Annotated in this window: 18 protein-coding genes; 7 read left to right on the forward strand and 11 right to left on the reverse strand. The window is 58.3% G+C overall.

Annotated elements, in window-relative coordinates:
- Positions 1–67: 67 nt before the first annotated feature.
- Together QY316_10240 and QY316_10245 are read left to right on the forward strand one after the other, a co-directional pair.
- The gene (locus tag QY316_10240) at positions 68–2,128 is read left to right on the forward strand and encodes a hypothetical protein (GenBank protein WKZ32282.1); all 2,061 of its coding nucleotides are present in this window, start codon (positions 68–70) and stop codon (positions 2,126–2,128) included.
- Between the two features lie 6 nt (positions 2,129–2,134).
- Complete coding sequence (locus tag QY316_10245) at positions 2,135–2,944, forward strand: tetratricopeptide repeat protein (GenBank protein WKZ32283.1); 810 nt, start codon at positions 2,135–2,137, stop codon at positions 2,942–2,944.
- Here the strand turns inward: QY316_10245 and QY316_10250 are convergent.
- The gene (locus QY316_10250) at positions 2,941–3,732 is read right to left on the reverse strand and encodes a HEAT repeat domain-containing protein (protein WKZ32284.1); all 792 of its coding nucleotides are present in this window, start codon (positions 3,730–3,732) and stop codon (positions 2,941–2,943) included. The two genes, QY316_10245 and QY316_10250, sit on opposite strands and share 4 nt — an antisense overlap.
- A 418-nt stretch (positions 3,733–4,150) precedes the next feature.
- Here QY316_10250 and QY316_10255 point away from each other — a divergent pair, with 418 nt between their 5' ends.
- A complete protein-coding gene (locus tag QY316_10255; protein ID WKZ32285.1) occupies positions 4,151–6,862 on the forward strand; it encodes a hypothetical protein in 2,712 nt (903 codons plus the stop codon).
- A 4-nt stretch (positions 6,863–6,866) separates the two neighbouring features.
- On the opposite strand, the gene larE is transcribed toward QY316_10255, so the two are convergent.
- Together larE and QY316_10265 are read right to left on the reverse strand one after the other, a co-directional pair.
- Positions 6,867–7,727 (reverse strand): ATP-dependent sacrificial sulfur transferase LarE, encoded by an 861-nt coding sequence (gene larE / locus QY316_10260; protein WKZ32286.1) that lies wholly within the window; start codon positions 7,725–7,727, stop codon positions 6,867–6,869.
- Positions 7,721–8,734 (reverse strand): 7-cyano-7-deazaguanine synthase, encoded by a 1,014-nt coding sequence (locus QY316_10265; protein ID WKZ32287.1) that lies wholly within the window; start codon positions 8,732–8,734, stop codon positions 7,721–7,723. Before QY316_10265 ends, larE begins: the two co-directional genes overlap by 7 nt.
- Before the next feature lie 165 nt (positions 8,735–8,899).
- Here QY316_10265 and QY316_10270 point away from each other — a divergent pair, with 165 nt between their 5' ends.
- From QY316_10270 to QY316_10285, 4 genes are read left to right on the forward strand one after another with little or no spacing between them, the layout of a single operon-like run.
- Positions 8,900–9,955 carry an AI-2E family transporter gene (locus QY316_10270; protein ID WKZ32288.1) on the forward strand — a complete coding sequence of 352 codons (1,056 nt, stop codon included), beginning with the start codon at positions 8,900–8,902 and terminating at the stop codon, positions 9,953–9,955.
- On the forward strand, positions 9,956–10,837 hold the full coding sequence (locus QY316_10275; protein WKZ32289.1) for a site-2 protease family protein: 882 nt from the start codon (positions 9,956–9,958) through the stop codon (positions 10,835–10,837).
- 2 nt (positions 10,838–10,839) lie between these two features.
- On the forward strand, positions 10,840–11,073 hold the full coding sequence (locus QY316_10280) for a cytochrome b5 domain-containing protein (GenBank protein WKZ32290.1): 234 nt from the start codon (positions 10,840–10,842) through the stop codon (positions 11,071–11,073).
- Positions 11,074–11,096: 23 nt separating this feature from the next.
- Positions 11,097–11,858, forward strand: a complete 762-nt coding sequence (locus QY316_10285) for a GPMC system MBL fold metallohydrolase (GenBank protein WKZ32291.1) — start codon at positions 11,097–11,099, stop codon at positions 11,856–11,858.
- A gap of 268 nt (positions 11,859–12,126) precedes the next feature.
- On the opposite strand, the gene QY316_10290 is transcribed toward QY316_10285, so the two are convergent.
- From QY316_10290 to QY316_10325, 8 genes are all read right to left on the reverse strand, one after another.
- Entirely contained in the window at positions 12,127–13,242 is a 1,116-nt protein-coding gene (locus QY316_10290) for a glucose 1-dehydrogenase (protein ID WKZ32292.1), read from the reverse strand.
- 22 nt (positions 13,243–13,264) lie between these two features.
- Positions 13,265–13,624, reverse strand: a complete 360-nt coding sequence (locus QY316_10295) for a hypothetical protein (protein WKZ32293.1) — start codon at positions 13,622–13,624, stop codon at positions 13,265–13,267.
- A gap of 303 nt (positions 13,625–13,927) precedes the next feature.
- Positions 13,928–14,773: an ion transporter gene (locus QY316_10300; protein ID WKZ32294.1), complete on the reverse strand. Its 846-nt coding sequence runs from the start codon at positions 14,771–14,773 to the stop codon at positions 13,928–13,930.
- A 1-nt stretch (position 14,774) separates the two neighbouring features.
- On the reverse strand, positions 14,775–15,041 hold the full coding sequence (locus tag QY316_10305) for a zinc ribbon domain-containing protein (protein ID WKZ32295.1): 267 nt from the start codon (positions 15,039–15,041) through the stop codon (positions 14,775–14,777).
- Between the two features lie 48 nt (positions 15,042–15,089).
- Complete coding sequence (locus QY316_10310) at positions 15,090–16,328, reverse strand: DUF2130 domain-containing protein (protein WKZ32296.1); 1,239 nt, start codon at positions 16,326–16,328, stop codon at positions 15,090–15,092.
- A gap of 92 nt (positions 16,329–16,420) precedes the next feature.
- The gene (gene trxB, locus QY316_10315) at positions 16,421–17,344 is read right to left on the reverse strand and encodes a thioredoxin-disulfide reductase (GenBank protein WKZ32297.1); all 924 of its coding nucleotides are present in this window, start codon (positions 17,342–17,344) and stop codon (positions 16,421–16,423) included.
- A 74-nt stretch (positions 17,345–17,418) separates the two neighbouring features.
- The gene (locus tag QY316_10320; GenBank protein ID WKZ32298.1) at positions 17,419–18,267 is read right to left on the reverse strand and encodes a deoxyribonuclease IV; all 849 of its coding nucleotides are present in this window, start codon (positions 18,265–18,267) and stop codon (positions 17,419–17,421) included.
- Positions 18,267–19,247, reverse strand: a complete 981-nt coding sequence (locus QY316_10325) for a hypothetical protein (protein WKZ32299.1) — start codon at positions 19,245–19,247, stop codon at positions 18,267–18,269. Before QY316_10325 ends, QY316_10320 begins: the two co-directional genes overlap by 1 nt.
- Positions 19,248–19,249 lie beyond the last annotated feature (2 nt).

Raw genomic sequence — 19,249 nt, forward strand, 5'->3', positions numbered from 1 at the left:
TTTCCCCCTGCCGCGGGCCCGGTCCCCGGCGCGATAACGGCTGAACTGATGGAAAGGACTGTTTTTGATGTCTGTTGGCGGCAAAAAGGCGATATGGTTGACCCTGTTCCTGGCTACGACAGGCGTTCTATTGCCGGCTGCCGGACTCTGCGACGACCCGCGGGACCCGTATATATACAGGCTCCTGTACGGGAGCGTCCAGTTCGATTTCAAGCACCATACCTCTGAGGACGAGAACCGCACAAGGGAGAGCGATTCATTCAAGCAGACCTACAAGCTTGACACCCTGGGCAATATCTATTCGCGCTACCTTATGACGTACAACGCCGGGGTGCGGTTCGTAACGAGCGACTCCACGTATTCCTATACCGCCGACCGCAAAAGGGACGCCTTGAATTACTATCTCAAGACCTCGTTCCTCCCGAAGTCGACGATGCCGCTGGACCTCTCGGTAAACCGGACCACGAACACGACCTCATTCTCCGGGACCGAGGCCGAAGACACCGTCACTAAATACACCCTCAGGTGGGCCTTGAAGCGGGACGACCTCCCCAAGACCCTTCTTACGGCCTCGCAGACCGAGTCCGACCACAACGGCGCCACCTCGACCGCCTCGCATTACAGGCTCGAGATGCAAAAGCAACTCGGGCGCACGCACAACAACTTCTATTACAACTACACGACCGGCGACAACTCGGATAGCATAACCGGCGTCAACTTCATAAACCGGACCATCCTATCAAGGGACACGACACTTAGGTTCGGGTATGCGAGGAACCACAAGGACCCGCGTTTCGATAACGAATCCGAAGAGACCACCCAGGGTATAACCATCAACCTGAGGTCCAGGCCCGGACGGGAATTCAGCCAGTCCCACAACTACAGCTATTACCTGACCGAGAACGAAACGCAAGATATCCACGGGCAGTCATACAGCGGCGCGGTCAACTATAGGTTTTCGAGCAACCTGAGCACGAACATGAGCCTCTATACCAGCGAGTCGGTAACCGAATCAGCGACATCGACGCTCGAAAGCTCAAGCATGGACCTGAACCTCGGCGCGAGCTATATACTCAGCCAGAACGTTTCGCTGGGGCAGACGGTCACTTATAATTATGACAAGTTCACAAACGGCAGGATCAGGGAAAGCATCATTACCCAGACCTCGGTCACCTACGGTAAAGGCCTGGGTTGGGCGGACCTCTCCACCTCTTACGGGCTCGGCTACAGGGAAAACGCCCTGGACGAGGACCGGCTGAATACGAGCACGGAGCTCACCGGCCTAGACCAGAACGTCTCCGCTACCCTCAGCAATATCGACCTGACCAGGTTCGTTCTATTCAACGCCTCAGCCAGCTACAATCTTTTTATCGACGGGTCCGAGACTCTCAGCGAAGGCCTCTCGTATTCACTGAGCGCATCGAGCCGGGAGTGGCTGAAATACGCTACTGTCACCACTAACTATTTTTATTTCACGAACACCTCGCAGATACTCATCGACACCAAGGACGAGGAACGCATCAACCTGAACGCAAACTCGAGCTATTTCAAATACCTGGACCTGAGCCTCTTTTATGAGACCGTCTCGAAAACCAATGAGTTCGTGGAGCTTGAAAACAGGGAGGAGGAGCAGTTCAAGTTTACCGCCAATTCAACATATTTCAAGAACACCACCCTGAGCTTCTCTTACGACTTCTTCAAGGTCACCGACCCTGTGAACGGCACGTCAAAAACAACGAACACGAACTTCGGGGCCGGACACCTCCTCACGCACAGGAGGAGCCTCATGGGAGGCGACCTGGTCCTGCGCCTCGGGCTTACTCGTAGGAAGAACGATTACTACGTGGAAAGTGAAACGATAACGGCGCTGAACCTCTCCGCCGCATACAGGAGGCGCATATTAAGAAACTCGGAATGGAACGCGACCGCCGAAAGGTCGTCCACCTGGCGGAACGACGAGCTCATAGAGATAACCTCCATTACCAATGCCCTCAATACCGGCCTCAGGCATTGGAACTTCTTTCTCGAGCACCGTTTCCTGATACACGAGGAGGACCGGAACGAGAGGACTGAGAACACTTTCTACCTGAGGGCGTCAAGGGGCTTCTTCAGAATGCTGCCTTTTTAGCTTGAAATGGACAGGACACGCGCGATAGCGGCATCGCTCGCGTCGGGCCTCCTGCTCGCCGCGGCGGTGGCCCTCTCCTTCGCCACCCACGCGAGAAACGCGGTGTGGTCGGACCAGCTCGCGATGTGGAGCGACGTCGTGGAAAAGTCGCCCATGAAGGCCAGGGCGCACCTGAACTACGCGATAGTGCTCGCAAGGCAGGGGCAGCTCGACAAGGCGCTGGATGAGAACATGAAGGCGGCCGCTCTAAGCCCCGGCCTTGCAAAGGCGCACTTCAACATAGGCGCCATATACCACCTTCGCGGTTGGGCCGACGAGGCCGTCGAAAAATACCGGCTTGCCCTGTCGCTGGACCCGCAGATAGCGCAGGCCCGCAACAACCTCGGATACGCGTATTACACGCAAGGACTTCTGGACGAGGCCATGGAGGAATACAGGCTCGCCATCGAGATAAAGCCCGCCAACACGAGCTCGCATATCAATATCGGGAAGATCCACGCGGACAGGGGGGAGCTTGAAAAGGCTCTGGAAGCGTACGGGAAGGCCCTGTCTTACGAGCCTGGGAACCTCGTGGCTGGCTTGGGGGCCGGGGCCGCCCTGATTGCCATTGATAGGCACGGGGAGGCGGAGTCCGCCCTCAGGGAGACCGTAAGGCTCAACCCGGGCTCAGCCGAGGCACATTACGCCCTTGGAGACGTCCTTATGAAATCCGGGAAGACGGATGAGGCGAGGGCCGAGTTCCAGACCGCCCTGCGGCTGGACCCTTCGCATGAGAAAGCGGGGGAATCTCTCAAAGGCGCGTACCGCGCCCGTTAGGGCCTTATCTTCCGGAGTGCGCTCGTTGCCTCGGACCTTACCTGCTCGAAGGGGGAGTCAGCGAAGGCCTGTATGAACCCCTCGAAGCCCCTTGCCTTGTCCCTGAGCGACGCGACCACCTTCAGCAGCCCTATTATCGAGGCGCGGTCTTCCCTGTCTCCGGCGTTCGTAAGCGCCTCAAAGACCTTCTGCACGTCACCCGCGCCCAACTCCTCGGCGGAATCCGCCAGCGCCTCTGCCGCGACATCCAGCCCCTCAGGGCTCCCGGAGCCGAGGACCATTAGGAGAGCCTCCACACCCTTCCTGCCCGATTCAACCAGTGCCTGGGCCGACGAGGACCTGAGTTCCGGCTCCCTGTCCCCGATCACGTGGCGCTTGACTATGTCCAGCCCTTCGGGAAAACCCTGTATGAGCGCTACGGCCGAGGCTTTCCTCACATGGGGGGTATCGTGGTTCAGATTTTCCGTAAGGAGGTTCCTGGCCTCGAAGGACTTTATCCTGGCAAGCTCCTGGGCCGACAGAATGGAGACGTCCTCGTCCCTGTTCAAGAGCCCTGTGGCCATGATCTCGTAAAAGGCCTTGTTCCTTGCAAGCGCCACCATGTGCAGAATGGTCTTTGGGTAGACACCCTGGGGGGGCGCATCGACAAGGCTTAAAAGCTCTTCAGCCGTCCCGGAAGGGTCCTCTTTCGCCAGGTGGTTGAGGAGCATCGCCCCTTCCTCCCTGGTTACGGTCCCGGCCACCACCTTGAGGAACATGTTGTTAAGCTTTTCTTTTATCGAGCTCATCTGCATTAAATCCTCGATTGGATTTGGCCCGTATAGCTTTCGCCCGGGCTGGACTCTTGCCTGTCAGCTGATGAGAAGAACGATTCCCCGGGTCTTATACCACAAAAACGGCCTGGGGAAAACAGGTTTAATGCGTTCCCGCCAGGCGGCTGGAACTTACCGCAGATACCGGTTCAACGGACCTGGAAGCTGCAGGGCCTGTTTTTTTATCGTAAACCATGGAATCGAATCTCTTCAGTGACCGGGCGCACTAGCGCCCTGGAGGTGTGACTTAAACCCTTGATTTGAAGTCCTTTGTACTGATAAGCTTAGGTTGCGCAGGGTCCTTTCGCGGGGCCTTGTTACAAGCTTATTCTTTCCGGGCCGGGACTGGCAAGCCATCCAGGGCCGGCCGGAGCTGACCCCTAAAGGATTGCAGATGAGCGGCTATAACGGCAGGAGGCTTGAGCTTCTGAACCGGCTCGCCTCAAGGAATGTTGACTTTACCGGGGGCAGGCCCTGGACGATAGACCCCCGGGAACTGCGCTTCAAGCACGGCGAGACCATAACGGAACTCAAGCTCCCGTATCACATGGGGGGCGAGGACGAGGCCTGCGTTGAAGAGGCCGTCTTGGGGCTGGCCTCCAATCTCTGCAAGCGTTACGACCCCAAGATGGAAGGCGCGGACCCGGCCCCCATGCTCCTCCTTACGGGCCAGCTCAAGCCCAAGACCTTCAGGACCGACCTCTTCATCTCCGGCTCGCTCGAAAAAGAGACCGCTTCCCTGGCGCTCGCCGGGGTGCCGTACGTAGACAGCGCCATACTCGCCAACTGGCTGGGCTCTGAGGGCCACGGCAGGAAGTTCGTAAAATGGGTCTACGGGTACTTTGAAAAGATGCTCAAAGAGGAAGCCCGCTCCGGAGGGGAGGAAAGGACCTCCTATATCGCGCTCCTGGCCCTCATAAATACGATAAGAAAAAAGAAGGAGAAGGCAAAAGGGCTCAGGATAAAAGGCATCCCTTACGAAAAAGCCGACCTCGCCACGGGCCTCGTGATGTTTCTTACGCTCAGCGGGGCGCTAAGCTCCTTTCTTGAAAGGCTCAGGGAATCGGAGGCCTCGTATTTAAACGACGATACCCGGCTCCTCCTCGTCTCGGCCCTTGCCCCAAAGTCATTTCTCTCCATACCCGACGCCCTCGTCTCCAGCGCGATAAACCCCTACGGGATAAACAAAGATACTTTCGCAGCGCTCTCGAAGGTTGCTGCCGGTCTCGACGAGGCCCTCTCGATCGAAGACATGGTCAAGGCCACACTTAAGGCCGCCGGCAAGGACCCTGAAGTAAGCGAGGCCGTGCGCGCCCAGTCGTACATAAACGCCTTCCGGCGCGAATCGCTCGCCTTCCTTTCCGAATTCGACCAGCCCTCGGAAGCGCAATCGGCCCTCTTTGAGACATACAACGAGGACAGGCTCATAAGGAGCTTCCTCTCGGACCAGAAGCAGATCTCCGACCTCTGGGCAGGGCTCGAGGAGACAAGGAAAAGGTATGCGCTCGACCGGCAGAGGAACGATACGGTGCTGTCCTTCCAGAAGTTTATCGAGGGTTTCAGGAAATCGAGGTTCGGAAGCCTCCTTAAGCGCCCGAAGAGGCCCGGGGAAGACGCGGCCGGGGTCATAGAAGGCTATTACGCCTGCGTCTTCGACGACCTCGTTGAAAGTTTCACCGGGCCCATGAGGAACTGCCTCGCTGACAGGCGCGGGGAGCTCAAGCCGGGCCTCCTGGTCGAGGAATACGGGAGGGGACGCCTTTACCGTTTTTCGGTGGACGACAGGGCCGTCCTCAAGGGGCTCGCCCTCGAAGAGGAAGGCCAGCTCTTCATAGACATGAAGGACTTCTCGAGGAGGACCTTGAAGGTCAGGGAAATAGCCATGGCGGACTTCATGCGGGAGCACTTCTACAAGCCCATACTGGACGCGGCCAGCAGGTACGGGACTGGAAGCGGGGTCGCCGCCGACGAGCGCGGCATAAGGCTTGCGAACCTCCCTGGGGACGCGGCGATATTTTCCGGCGGGGTATCATACCTCGTGGCCCTGGCCAGGGACATCCAGCAGATAATACGGAAGTACAGGGAAGAGCTCCTTAAAAAGCTCCCGCCAAAAAGGGAGGAAGAGCTCCTTGATGAGGTGCACAGGAGGTTCGCCGCGAGGAAAGACGACCTCAAGCGCAAAAGGGCCGAGATAAACGCGGCGCTTGCGAGGAACGAGGCAGGGGTGGAGGAAAGGCTCGCCTCCCTCGGGGAGGAGGAGCACAGGCTGGAGGCCACCTACAGGGAAGAACTTGAGACGGCCATAAAGGGCGAGCTCGAGGCAGGACTCTACATCGCCTACGGCGCAAAGGCCGAGACCCTCATAATCGAGACCAGGCAGGGCTTTTCCGACCCCGTGAGCGTCTCCATAGGCGGCAAGATAAACGAGGCCTCCAGGGGCACATTCAGGAACCCGCTCGTAAGGGCGAAGCTCGAGCGCTCGCTCGAAAACGAGAGGGCTAAACGCGGCCACAAGGGGCTGAAGTATCCCTTCAACGCCTACATAGACAGGGTCTGCTCGGTCAAGCTCCCGCCCGAGCTCGACAACGCCTTCGAGAAGCTCGTATACTCGAGGATGGCCGCGAACTCGAAGGCAATGGCGCAGGTGCTGGCGAACGAGTTCCTGAACGACGTAAACCGCATAATCTCCGGCGAGCCGTTCTCGAACCTCAAGGTCATCTCGCCGACAGCCGACATCTACAACAAGGGCGAAGTGCTGAGCCTCAATGCGCTCGAGGCTTATATCAAGGAAGGAAAGGGCTCGAAATGGTTCTTCAAAAAGCAGGTCAGGCCGGAGGACCTGCACCAATCCATAAGGGATGAGTTCTTCTTCCCGTTCGAGCCTCTCGACTTCTGGTTCAGCCACGAGCAGGTGAAAGGGGCGGATAAGGTCGAGGCCTTCTGCAAGATAGGAGAGGTCATCTTCAAGGGCTTCGAGGAAGCGACACCCATGCCCGTCTACGAGATAGTGAACTCGGAAGGGGACTTCTTCAAGGCCCTCTTGAAGCACCATTTCAGGGAATGGCGCGATGAGGCGCGAAAGGAAAGGACGGCTGAAGTGGTTTGACGAATCACGCCTTTTTAAGCGACTCGTTCATGCTTCCGGTCCTGTAGCCCTGCAGGTCGAGCGTGATATAATCGAAACCCGCTGATTTAAGCCCGAGGACGACCTTCTTCCTCAGGGCGTCGTCGAGGAAACGCCCGAGGTCCCCTTCCTCCACCTCTATTCTCACGGTCTCGCCGTGGTAGCGCACCCTGAACTGCCTGAAACCGAGAGACCTCAAGAGCTCCTCGCCGAGGGCGACCTTTTCAATGCGCTCCACGGTTATCCTGGTCCCGTACGGGAAGCGGGACGAAAGGCAGGCCTGGCTAGGCTTGTCCCAGGTCGGGAGGCCGAGATCTTTACTCAAAAGCCTTATTTCAGCCTTTGTCAGCCCGGCTTCATGAAGAGGGCTCCTCACGCCGAGCTCGGAAGCGGCGGTCCTCCCGGGCCTGTAATCGAGGGCGTCGTCGGCGTTCGATCCGTCGGCTACGTTTTTAAAGCCCAGCGACCCGGCCCTTTCCCGGCTTATGGCGAAAAGCTCGCTCTTGCAGTAATAACACCTTTTTTCGTCGTTCTCGGCGAAGTTCGGTATCTCGAGCTCGTTTGAGTCCACTATGACGTGCCTTGCCCCGATAAGACCGGCGAGCGAGCATGCCTCCTTAAGCTCGCTTTCGGGATAGGTGGGGGACACCGCGGTAATGGCGGCGGCCTTCTCGCCGAGCGTATCCACGGCCGCCTTCAAAAGGAAGGTCGAATCGACCCCGCCTGAGAATGCAACGAGCACGGAATCCATGCCGAGGAGTATGCCCTTGAGCTTCGCGAGCTTGAGGAGAGCCGGCTCCCTCTCAGCGCCTCCCGACGGCTCGCCGGAAGCCGGGCCGCTCAGCATACCCTCGTCTCCTCGATAACCGGCTCGGGGGCCGGGCCCTCCACCTCGAATTCCATCGACCAGTCGCCGCGCGTGGCCTTGAGGCCTCTCAGCCCTCCTGCCTTGTCGAGGGCGTATTTGAGGATAAGGCTACCCGCGAACCGGAGCGCGTCTTCCCCGCCCTCGCCGGATAGGACCGCGACCGGGCCCGGGAACCCGCCCGGCTCTATGAGGGTGTCCCCTTCCTGGAGCATGTGGCGGAGCCTCGTATTGTCGGCCTCGTTCCTTCCGATTATTACCTTTGATTTCTTGTACCTGAAGTGCCTGCCGGTTTTAAGGAGCTCCAGGTCCCTCTTGGTGACGTCCGACTTGTTCCGGAGGAGGTCCCTCACCTTCTTCGAGAAGATCTTGTCCGTAAGGAGGCAGCCTCCGGAAGGGCACGGGTAATCGTTTATATCGAGGTCCTCGGCAAGGTCTATCTGCTTACGCCTCGACCTGCCGAGGACGTCGAGGAGCCTTTCCCTGTCGACCAGCCCCTCTTTTTCGGGTATCGTGGGCTCGAGCTGCTTGGCGCTCAAGGGCCGGAGGATAAGCCCTTCGAGCCCGCTCTCCCTCTCGATCACCCTCATGGCGTCCTTCCTCTGGCTCATGGGACGCTGGCCGAGCACCTCTCCGGTTATGATGAAAGACGCCCCAATCTCGCGCATGTACTCCCCCGCGCGCCTGAACATGTAGACCCTGCAGTCGACGCAGGGGTTCATGCCCTTGCCGTAGCCGTGCCTGGGGTTGCGGACGATCTCGATATAGTCCATGCCCTTGGCGAGCACCTTGATGGGGATGCCGAACTCCTCGGCGACCCTCCTTGCCTCGCTCTTGCAGCCGCCCCCTCCACTGCCGCCGTGGTTGCAGGTGCAGAAACCTGAAGTGAAGTTGAGCGCGTATACCTCTATGCCCTGGTCGAGCATGAGCTTTACAGCGAGCGTCGAGTCCAGGCCGCCTGAAAGAAGCGCCACTGCCTTTATAGCCACTTTGCAAACTCCATGTTGGGATTATTGGGTCAAGTTGATATGCCGGGATTTCAAGCCTTTACAGGGAGTTCTCGCGAACACGATAAATCCTTGTATTTCCGCGAAATATAATTATACTGAGAAGGTGCGGGGAAATCAAAAAGATTCTCCTTCGCCTACTTAGCCATGAAATGGGAATACCTTCTCACCCTTGTAATTTCAGTCATAATCGGCTACCTGATGTACCTGGTCATGGTGCCGTTCCTTATACCGGTTTTCTGGGCCATAATCTTCGTAATCCTTTTCTATCCCTATTATATTTGGCTCACAAGGCGGTTTCGAGGGCGGAAGTCGCTTGCCTCCATTATCGCGTGCGCCAGCATAGCCCTTTTCCTGATAGTGCCCATGGCCATCCTGGGGTCGGCGCTTGCCGCCGAGCTGCTTAACCTGTATGCGTGGGCCGAGAACTATATCAAGGACATATCGGCACGCGCCGCCACACCTGGCTTTTTCTTCACGTGGGCCGAAAAATACCTCGGCGGCTATGTAGACCTGGGGGCGCTTGACATAAGGGGCATGGCCGCCACGGTAATAAGGGAGGCCGCAGGCTTCGCCGGCCAGGGTATAACCGGCTTCTTCAAAGGCTTCGCAAGCCTCGTAATAAACCTCTTTCTCGCGTTTTTCACCATGTATTTCCTTTTCAAGGACGGAGACAAGCTCTTCAGGGTCGTAAAGGACCTCGTGCCGGTCTCCCCGGAGCACAAGGAGGAGATAATACGGAAGAACAGGGGGGTCATATACGCGACCATTTACGGAGGCGTGCTCGTTGGCGTGGTGCAGGCCATACTGGGCGGCATAGCCCTGTGGTATCTGGGCATAGAGGCTGTACTGGTCCTGACTTTCGTCATGTTCCTCACCACGTTCATCCCGAACATCGGGGCTTCGCTCGTATGGGCGCCTGTCGCCGTTTACCTTGCGGTGAACGGCGACTACATCGGCGCCGTCGGGCTTTCGGTCTGGGGCATATTCGTAATAGGCCTTGTTGATAATTTCATGAGGCCGTATCTCGTGAGCGGCAGGACCAACCTCCACCCGCTCCTCCTCTTCTTCAGCATACTCGGGGCAATGAACGCGTTCGGGCTCATCGGCATAATCGCCGGTCCGCTGATAATCTCCATCGGGCAGGCCATGGTCGAGTTCTATCACGAGTACGTCGAAAAGCAGAACACCCGGGCGGGTTAAATGAACGGCGACAACGGATACACAATCGCATACGGGCCTGAAAGGCCCCGGGTGCTCCTGCCTCTGGCCCTCTTCATGCTAACGGTAGCAACTACCGTCGCATCCGGGGCCATGCAGCAGGGGGTGGACATATTTTCAAACCCTTATGGGCTTACGCAGGGCATCCCATTCTCCGCCTCGCTCCTCCTTATACTCGGGACGCATGAGCTCGGACATTTCATCGCTTCCAGGAGGCACGGCGTGCTTACGACCCTGCCGACGTTCATACCCGCGCCCCCGTTCCCGCCCATGATAGGCACCTTCGGGGCGCTCATCAAGATAAAGTCCCCCATAACCACGAAGGCCGCGCTCGTCGATATCGGGGCGGCAGGGCCGCTCGCGGGGTTCGTCATAGCGATATTCGTGACCATCTGGGGGCTCGGGGAGTCGATGATAGTGCCAAAGGGCGCGGTCGCGGGCTCGCTCGGCCTCGGCTCGTCGATAATATTCCAGGCCCTTTCGTATCTGGTCATGGGCCCTCTCCCGGATACGCACGACGTGCTCTTGAGCCCGGTGGCCTTCGCCGGGTGGATAGGCATGTTCGTCACGGCCATGAACCTCCTGCCCATAGGCCAGCTCGACGGCGGCCACCTCGTCTACGCGCTCCTCGGCCCGATGCACAGGGCCTTTTCTTTCGGCATGCTCGCCGTCCTCGTAATTCTCGGGTTCGCGGCCTGGCCAGGCTGGTTCATATGGGCCGCCCTGATAGCGGTAATCGGCACCTTCCACCCGCCGGTAGAAGACCAGCACGAGCCCATGGACGGCAGAAGGATGCTCATAACAGCCGCAACCACGGCGGTATTTGTATTGACTTTCATACCCGCGCCATTTTATATTGCATGATCATGAAGATATTCGATGAAAAAGAGCTCAAGCAGTTCGACGGCAGCGACCCCTCCAGGCCCGTCTACATAGCGTACAACGGCAAGGTCTATGACGTGACCGGAAACCCGCTCTTTATCGACGGCATGCATTTCGAGCATTACTCAGGGGAGGACCTTACGGATTTCATTGCCGACGCCCCCCACGGCGAGGACGTCTTCGAGAAGCTCACTATCGTAGGCGAGTTAAAAAAGTAAAGCCCCAAAGAGAAGCCGGCTGGATGAATATCGTTATACTCGGCTGCGGCACGTCCACCGGCGTGCCGGTCATAGGCTGCCACTGCGAGGTCTGCTCCTCCCCGAACCCGCTCGATAAGCGCACCAGGTCTTCCCTCCTCATACGGACAAACGGCAGGAACATCCTCATAGATACCTCGACCGACTTAAGGGCGCAGGCCCTCGCGAACGGGGTCGAAAGGATAGACGCGGTACTCTATACGCACCCGCACGCCGACCACATCCACGGCATAGACGACCTACGGGCCTTCAACCTCTCCAACGATAACGCCGCCATCCCATGCTACGGGAGCCAAAGGACCGTAAGCCGCATAAAATCCACTTTCGAGTACATATTCAAAGACGACGGCAGGGACGGCTGGAAGCCGAACCTCTCGATACAGGCGGTCGAGGGGCCTTTCGAGCTATTCGGCGAGAATGTCGCGCCCGTGCCGGTCATGCACGGACAGGCGACGATATTCGGCTGGAGGGTCGGGCAGCTCGCTTACGTGACCGACTGCAGCGAGATACCCGAAGGCTCTTTCGAGGCGCTCCGCGGCGCTGAAATCCTTGTCCTCGGCGCATTGAGGCATAAGCCGCACCCCACTCACTTCACCATATCCCAGGCGCTGGAGGCCGCGGGGAAAATAGGCGCTCCCAGGACCATCTTCACCCACCTCAGCCACAACGTCCTCTATGGAAGGGACGGCAAGACCCTGCCCCCGGGAGTCGAATTCGCTTACGACGGGCTTACAGCGGAGATATAATCAGGTTGCCGGAAATCCTTTGGGGGTAACTTTCTGTAGAAAGTTTCCCCCAAGCCCTTTCAAAGACTTTTAGTTCCTGAGAAAACCCCCTATTGGGGGTTTTCTCAGGAAGAACTGAAAATTTTTGGAGAGAGTGTTAGGGTCCGATGGATGAAAATGTGATCTATGAGGCTATAAGCCCTATGAGCCTCTTAAGCATCCAACGGCTCTAGAACCTTTTATAAAAAGGTCCTCTCAAGAATCTTTCGGCAGCTTGCTAATAAAACCCCTAAGCCGCCCATTTCAGGACGGCCTTTATCTCTTCCTCGGGATGCGTGGTCATGGCCTCCCTGTATTCCGTGAAGTCGAGCTCCCGGTTTATCATCTTCGCCGTATGCCCCCGCCAACTGTACTCGGCCATTGCGAAGTCGTCGAGGGCCATCCTGAAGTGCCCCTCAGCGGAGCTTACGGTCCCGAAGACGAGCTGGTTTTTCCTTACGAGCTGGTCCATCAACCGGGCGCCCGGTATGCGGATTGTCCTCTCGTGGACCGCCTCGGATGGGATGCCCGCCACGACATAAACGGCGTTCCTCGCCAGGGCGTCTATCAGGTTGAACATGAGCCCCGGCACGCCAGCGGACTCGAATACCAGGTCCATTGGCCCCAGTTCCTCGTCTACCTTCTCGGGCTTGACATTTCTGCCGTCTATGTAGGTCCCCTGTATTCCTGAAAGCCAGCGGGGCCTCGGAGAATCCCCGTCCAGGATGTCCACGCCGTAAACCGAAGCTCCCCGGAGCCTAAGGGCCAGGCAGGCAAGGAGGCCTATCGTCCCTGTACCTGCTACGAGCGCCCTTTTCCCACGGAACCAGTCGCTCCCTATATTTGCTTCAGGCAGCCTCGCTGACTGGAACTTCACAACTTCATCAAGGGCCTTTTCGACGACCGACATTGGCTCCAGGAGGACGCCTGCCGGAGCAAGCTCTTCAGGGACGTGTATTACGTGCCTCTGGCTGTCAACGACGTACTCGGAATTGAACCCGTCGATCCCGGAAAGGCCCCTGTCCCTGTATTTCCCCGTCCTGCACATGTCCGGGCGGCCCATGCGGCATGGGGCGCACTCGTCGCAGCCCCGCCTTATGGTAAAGACGGCGTAGTCGCCGGGGCTGACCGCGTCGACCTCCTTCCCTGCCTCCACCACTCTTCCGAAGCTCTCGTGCCCGATGACCAGGTCGTCGAAGCCCTCGGGCGGCGGAGCCTTGCCCTCGGCTATGCGCTCGCGGTCGGTGCCGCAGACGCCCACCCTCGAGACCATCAGCTTGACCTGGTCACCGGCCCTTATGGCCGGTTCGGGCCGCTCGACAATCCCAAGCTCCCTTCTGCCTGGAGAATACGCTATGGCCTTCATACGCTAACCTCCTGAGGGCTTCCTATATCTCCAACCCGTACATGGCCCGGTTGTTCTTGAGGTAGAAGGCCCCTTTCACTATCCTGTAGATGACCCATACGGCCACGGCCAGGAGTATGAAATACCCTATTACGAGGAGATAGGTCAGGGCGCCTATGACGGCCCACAGTATGCTGAACCAGAAGGTCCTTATCTGCCACCTGAAGTGCGACTCTATCCACGTGCCTCTTACGTCGGATGCCTTGACGTAATTGATTATGACCGCGATTATGTACGTTATGCCTATGAAAAGGCCGATGGCCTGCAGGACATATACGGTTGCGGCTATCTTTTTGCCTGCGACCACGGTATCTTCGTAAGTGTCGACCGTTGTCCTTGGCATGGCATTACTCCTTTCCCCCGGTTTCATTCAAGCCGGCAAGACCTGCCCTACATGGCTGGAGGGCCGCTTATCGTCCATATTAAAGTATAACCCCTATTGAGTGTAGATGGCCCGCAATCTGCGAAAAGCGGGAGGTTGGCGTGAAAAAGCGGAATAGCAGGGCGTTGAAACACCCTGCCAAGCGATCAAGGATGGATTGCCGAATTCCGAAGACTATCCAAAGTCTGGCAATTTATGAGGCTTGGACGGATTCATCCGGCCAGGCCGTGGTCGAAAGTCCAGAAAGGATTTTTCAGCATTCTGTTAGTTGAGTTTCGAGCCGCAGCATTTGCAGAAGACCGCGTCCGTGTCATGGCCTTCAGCGACGCACGATGGGCAGGCCTGGGTCGATTTCCTCGAGGACGCCGCCTGCTGCACCATCTCGACCGTCACTATGCCGGTGGGGATGGCGATTATCCCGTACCCGATTATCATGACCGCCGTGGCAAGCCCCATGCCGAGCGCGGTATTGGGCGCGATGTCGCCGTAACCCACAGTCGTGAGCGTCACCACGCACCAGTATACGCTCATGGGGATGCTGGTAAAGCCGTTCTCCTCGCCCTCCACGAGGTACATGAGCGAGCCGAGGACGACGACGAGGTTCATGACAGCGAAAAGGAAAACGGATATTTTTTTCCTGCTGGCCTTGAGCGCCCTTATGATGTAAGCGCCCTCGTCCATGTACTCGAAGAGCTTGAAGGTGCGGAATATGCGTAGCACCCTGAGCACCCGGACCGCCATCAGGTAGCGGCCGCCCGGCAGGAGGAGGTCGATATAGGTAGGGATTACGGCAAGGAGGTCTATTATGCCTAAGGTGCTTGTAGCGTACTTTAGGGGCCTTGCGACGCAGATGAGCCTCAAGGCGTATTCTATCGTAAACAGGACGGTGAAGAACCACTCGGCCACATATAGCGCGGTCCCGTATTCCTCGGAAATCCAGGACACGCTGTCGAGCATGACTACAAGGACGCTAAGGAGTATGGCGGCTATGAGTGCCTTGTCGAAAAGCCTGCCGGCCGGAGTGTCGGCCTCGTATATTATCTGATGAAGGGCCGCCCTCCAGCCCGTCAGCACGCTTTTTCCGCGTATCGCGCCCGCTCTCCCGTCCATCTCAGAATTCTATAAACTCGTGTCCGCACCTGGGGCAGTGCGCGGCGGATATGTTCACCTTCATCCTGCAGAAGCCGCAGGTCCTTGTGCCTCCGCCCACGAACCTCAGGCCCCTGTCCAGAAATAGGGCGTGCGGCATGGCGATAATGAACGCCAGCGTGCCGTAGACCCACCATTTAAGGAAGCTCCGGCCCTTCTGCATGGCTATGAAAGCGGGCATTATCCCGAGCGAGACCGCTATTATGATCACGAGCACTACCGTATGCATATCATCACTTCTCCCGGCCCGGCTTCCCGGGCCATTTGCGTTCCTGCCTTACTCCTCTTCCCCGGAGCCGAGCTCCAGGGACTTAAGCTCAGGCAAAGTAGAGCCTATTATGCCCTGCATGTCGCCGTACATGCCTGCCGTGTTGGCGACGGCCCTCTCGAGCTGTTTTTCCCTGCGCGCCCACAGCTTGGTCATGGCCCTCTTCTCGGCCTCGAGCTCCTCCTTGAGCTCCTTGAAGGACTCCACTATCCCCTCGACCCTCTGCCTGAAGCCCTGGCCGGAAAGATAGTCGTATATGGCCTCCATCTTCTCGTTCTTTCCGACCGACGAAAGCCTCGCAAGCGACAGCTGGATGAGCCCGGCCCGGAGCACTTCAGCAAGGCAGCCCGCAAGGCCGACGACCGACACCCACACGCCGTCCATCTGGGCGAAGGACGAGACACCCTTTGGAAGGGCCTCGGTCACGAGCACCGCGACCTCGGCCTTTATGTCCCTCTGGTCGTCCTTGAGCTTTGCCAGCCACTCGTCGTTCCACGCCTTGGTCCTCTTGGACTCCCACACGATGGAGCCGCAGTGCTGTCCGGTCCGCGTGTAGACCTTCTGGATTATGTCCGCGCCCCGCACGCCCTTGGGCACCGGCTCGATGATGTCCACCGGGAACATCGACTTCAAAAGAGCTTCGAGGTCGAGCTCCAGGACCTCGCCCTGGGCCTGCATGGAGCCCTGCTCGCCCTTACGCTTAAGCTCCTCTATGGTCTTGAGCATATCGCTTATCTTCTTGTCCTTCTCAAGGTCCCTGAGCCTGTGCTCCTCGGAGAAGATCTCGAGGGCCGACTGGCGTATCTTATCCCTCTCGGAGTCGATCTTCCTGGCCACCTCGATATCGAGCGCCTTCTTCGCCTCCTCGAGCTCCCTTGCCTTTTTCCTCAGCTCAAGCTCCCTTTTCCGGGCGTCTTCAAGGAGCTCGTCCTTCCTGGCCTGCTCCTCCTTCATGTCCCTGAGCTCGGTCTCGAACCTCTCAAGGGCCTTTTTCCGCGCCTCTTCGACAAGCTTCGCCTTCTCGGCGGATAGCCTCGACGCGACAGTATCCTCGACCGCTTTCCTCGCCTCATCCAGCTCCGAAAGCTTTTTCCTGAGCTCCTCTTCCCTCTTCCGGACCTCCAATTCCTTCCGGACGGCCTTCTCCTCGTACTCGGCCCTGAGCCCCTCCTTGATGCGGTCCGAAAGCGCTTCGGTGAGCTGGAACTCGATATGGCAGTTGGGACACTTTATCGTATGGTCGGACATCGAGAAATCAAGGACGCTTAACAGGTTGGCGAGAGGCTTTTTGGGGGAAACTTTCTGTAGAAAGGTTTCCCCCAGAGTCTTTCAGCAGCCTGCTATGCCCTTGCCTCCGTTTCGAATTGTTCGATATAGTCTATGGCGGATGCCGCGGCTATGGCCCCGTCGCCGACCGCTGTCGCCACCTGTAGTAAAGGGGTTGTCCGGCAGTCGCCTGCCGCGAATACGCCCGGCATGCTCGTCTGCAGCCTTGCATCCGTCTTTATAAAGCCGTTATCGTCCTTGTCAACGTCCACGAAGTCGGTCGTTGGGTTTATGCCCACGAATATGAAGACCCCCTCGACGTCTATGGACTTCTTCTCTCCTGTTCTGATGTCGTCAAGGATGGCGCTCTTGACGAGCCCGGCTTCTTCTTTTATGTGCGTGAGTATGTGGCTCTTCAATATCTCTATATTGGGCGTGCTCTCGAGTTTCTCCTGGTGCATCTTCTCGGCCCTGAACCTGTCCCTCCTGTGGGAGATGTATACCTTGGCCGCTATCCTCGAAAGGTAGACTGCCTCCTTTACGGCGGTGTCGCCCCCGCCCACGACCAGGACCTTGAGGTTCCTGAAGAACGGGCCGTCGCAGGTGGCGCAGTAGGAGACGCCCTTTCCGGTAAGCTCTTTCTCTCCGGGCACGCCGAGCCTCTTAGGTCTGGCGCCTGTCGCTATTATAACGGCCTTGGCCCTTATTTCGCCCTCGGTGGTCTTTAATACCTTTACGCCGCCTTCGAGCGCGATGTCATTTACGCCCGCGAGCCGTATCTCGAGGCCGAGGCCGCGCGCGTGCTCCTCGAACTTCTCCATGAGCCCTGCGCCGCTTATGGACGGGAAACCGGGATAGTTCTCGATAACGTCGCTCACGGCTATCTGGCCGCCCACCATCTGCTTCTCAATAAGCACCGTCTTGAGCCTCGCCCTTTGCGCGTATATGCCGGCCGTGAGCCCGGCAGGCCCGCCCCCGATTATGACAAGATCGTACATCGCGTGAAAGCCTCCTTCTGAGCGTATAAGAATAATCCTAAACCAGATAAGGGGTATAATTCAAGGCAATCTATCTATGCCCCGAGTATCCGCCTGACCTCTGCGAGGTTCCTCAAGTCGTCCTCGTCCGAGTCCTTCGGGGTCTCGAGTATCATGGGCACCTTCTTTATCTTCGGGTGGTTGAGGAAGTGCCTGAACGATTCGCTCCCTATCGCGCCCTTGCCGATATCGGCGTGCCGGTCGAGCTTCGAGCCAAGTCCGCCGCGCGAGTCGTTAAGGTGTATGACCCTGAGGCTCCCGCGTCCGGCCTCCGCTTCTATCCTCTTTGCGAGTGAATCGGCCTCTTTCGCTGTCGAGTAGGAATAGCCTGCTGCGAACGCATGGCATGTGTCGAAGCAGAGGCCCGCATCGAGCCCGTTTTCCTTGGCGCCCCTTATTATCCGCCCGATGTCGTCGAGCCTGCTCCCGAAGCCCGACCCTGATCCCGATGTGTTCTCAAGGAGGACGCGCGTGGTCCTGCCGAGGCCGCTGCCCGCCACCTCCATGAGGGCAAGGGAAACCCTCTTCAGCGCGAAAGCGGGGCCCATGTCCTGCGGGCTTCCGAGGTGCGTGACCAGGTAGTCCGCGCCTATGGCCTCGGCTATTCCCAGCTCCTTTTTGAACATGTCGATCGACTTGTGGAAGATGGCGTCGTCCGGCGCGGTGAGGTTTATGAGGTAGTTCGTATGGACGACCACCGGGAAAAGGCCGGCCTCCTTCCTCAGGGCCCTGAAGAGCCGGGCCTCGGCTTCGGGGAGCGGCGTGTATATCCAGCTCCTCGGGTTCCTGCCGAATATCTGCATGGCGTCGCACCCGAGCCGCCTGGCCCTCTCTATCGACTTCGAGACCCCTCCGGCGATCGAGACATGGACGCCGAGCGGCATCAGCCCCTGCCCGCCTTGGCCTCGAGCCTTCTCCTCGCGGCGGACGCGAGGGCCGAGGATACGTTCTTGCTTTTGGCTATCGTCTGCAGGTCCTTTTCGAACACCGTATCGAGGAGCTTAAGTGAAATGGCGAGCGGCGTCTTTGGGTTTGACAGCATCCCGGTCCTTATCGTATGGCTCTTCATCCATTCCTTATTCCGGGATATCTGGCGCAGCAGGTCGTCGCTCGTCCCTTTTGAAGCCGTAACCTTCTGGACCTCCTCCTCGGTGACCCTCGGGTTTTTGAGCACCGCCACCGCGATTATCTTGTTCGGGTCTTTTACAAGGAGCTCCCTCGCGGCCTTGTTCCCGCAAAGCGCGAGCTTAAGCTTCTGGCCCATTGTCATGCTGGATACGGCCTTGTAGATGTTCTGCTCGTCCGCCTTGGCCCTCTTTTCGTCAAGGAGGTCTTTCTCTATCTGCTCGGAGGGGAGGGGGCCTGCCTCGCCCGGTTTCGCCGTCCCGGGGTTAAGCAACCGCTCTTCAAGGAGGCCGGACATGGAAAGCGTCATGAGGGGGTTCTTTCTGAGCGCCTCGACGAGAAAGGGCTTTCTTGAAAGCAAAGCGCCGTCCTCTGAAATAGCGGCCACGACCTCCTCAGGCCCGGTCTCGGCAAGTGACTTCAGCGTCTCGTCATCGGTGCCCGGGTTAAGAGCGGCCATTATCCGGAGCGAGTCGTCGTCCCTGAGCTCGAGCGCCTTTTTTATGACAAGCGGGTCGAGCTTCTCTTCAAGCGCCTTTATCAGACCCTCAAGTGGATACTCGCCGAGGCTCTTTTTTGCCGCGCCCGACACTGCCGGGTCCTTGTCAAAGCCCAGGACAAAGAGGACCGTCACCTCGTCTGAGGGAGGGAGCGCCTCGTCCCCGGCCCTTTTTGCCAGCGCGAGCCGACCCTCGGGCGGCGCCTTGAAAAACCTGAGAAGCTCCTGCCGGACCTTCATCC

It is taken from the genome of Thermodesulfobacteriota bacterium (assembly GCA_030583865.1).
Classification (GTDB): Bacteria; Desulfobacterota; GWC2-55-46; order GWC2-55-46; family GWC2-55-46; genus UBA5799.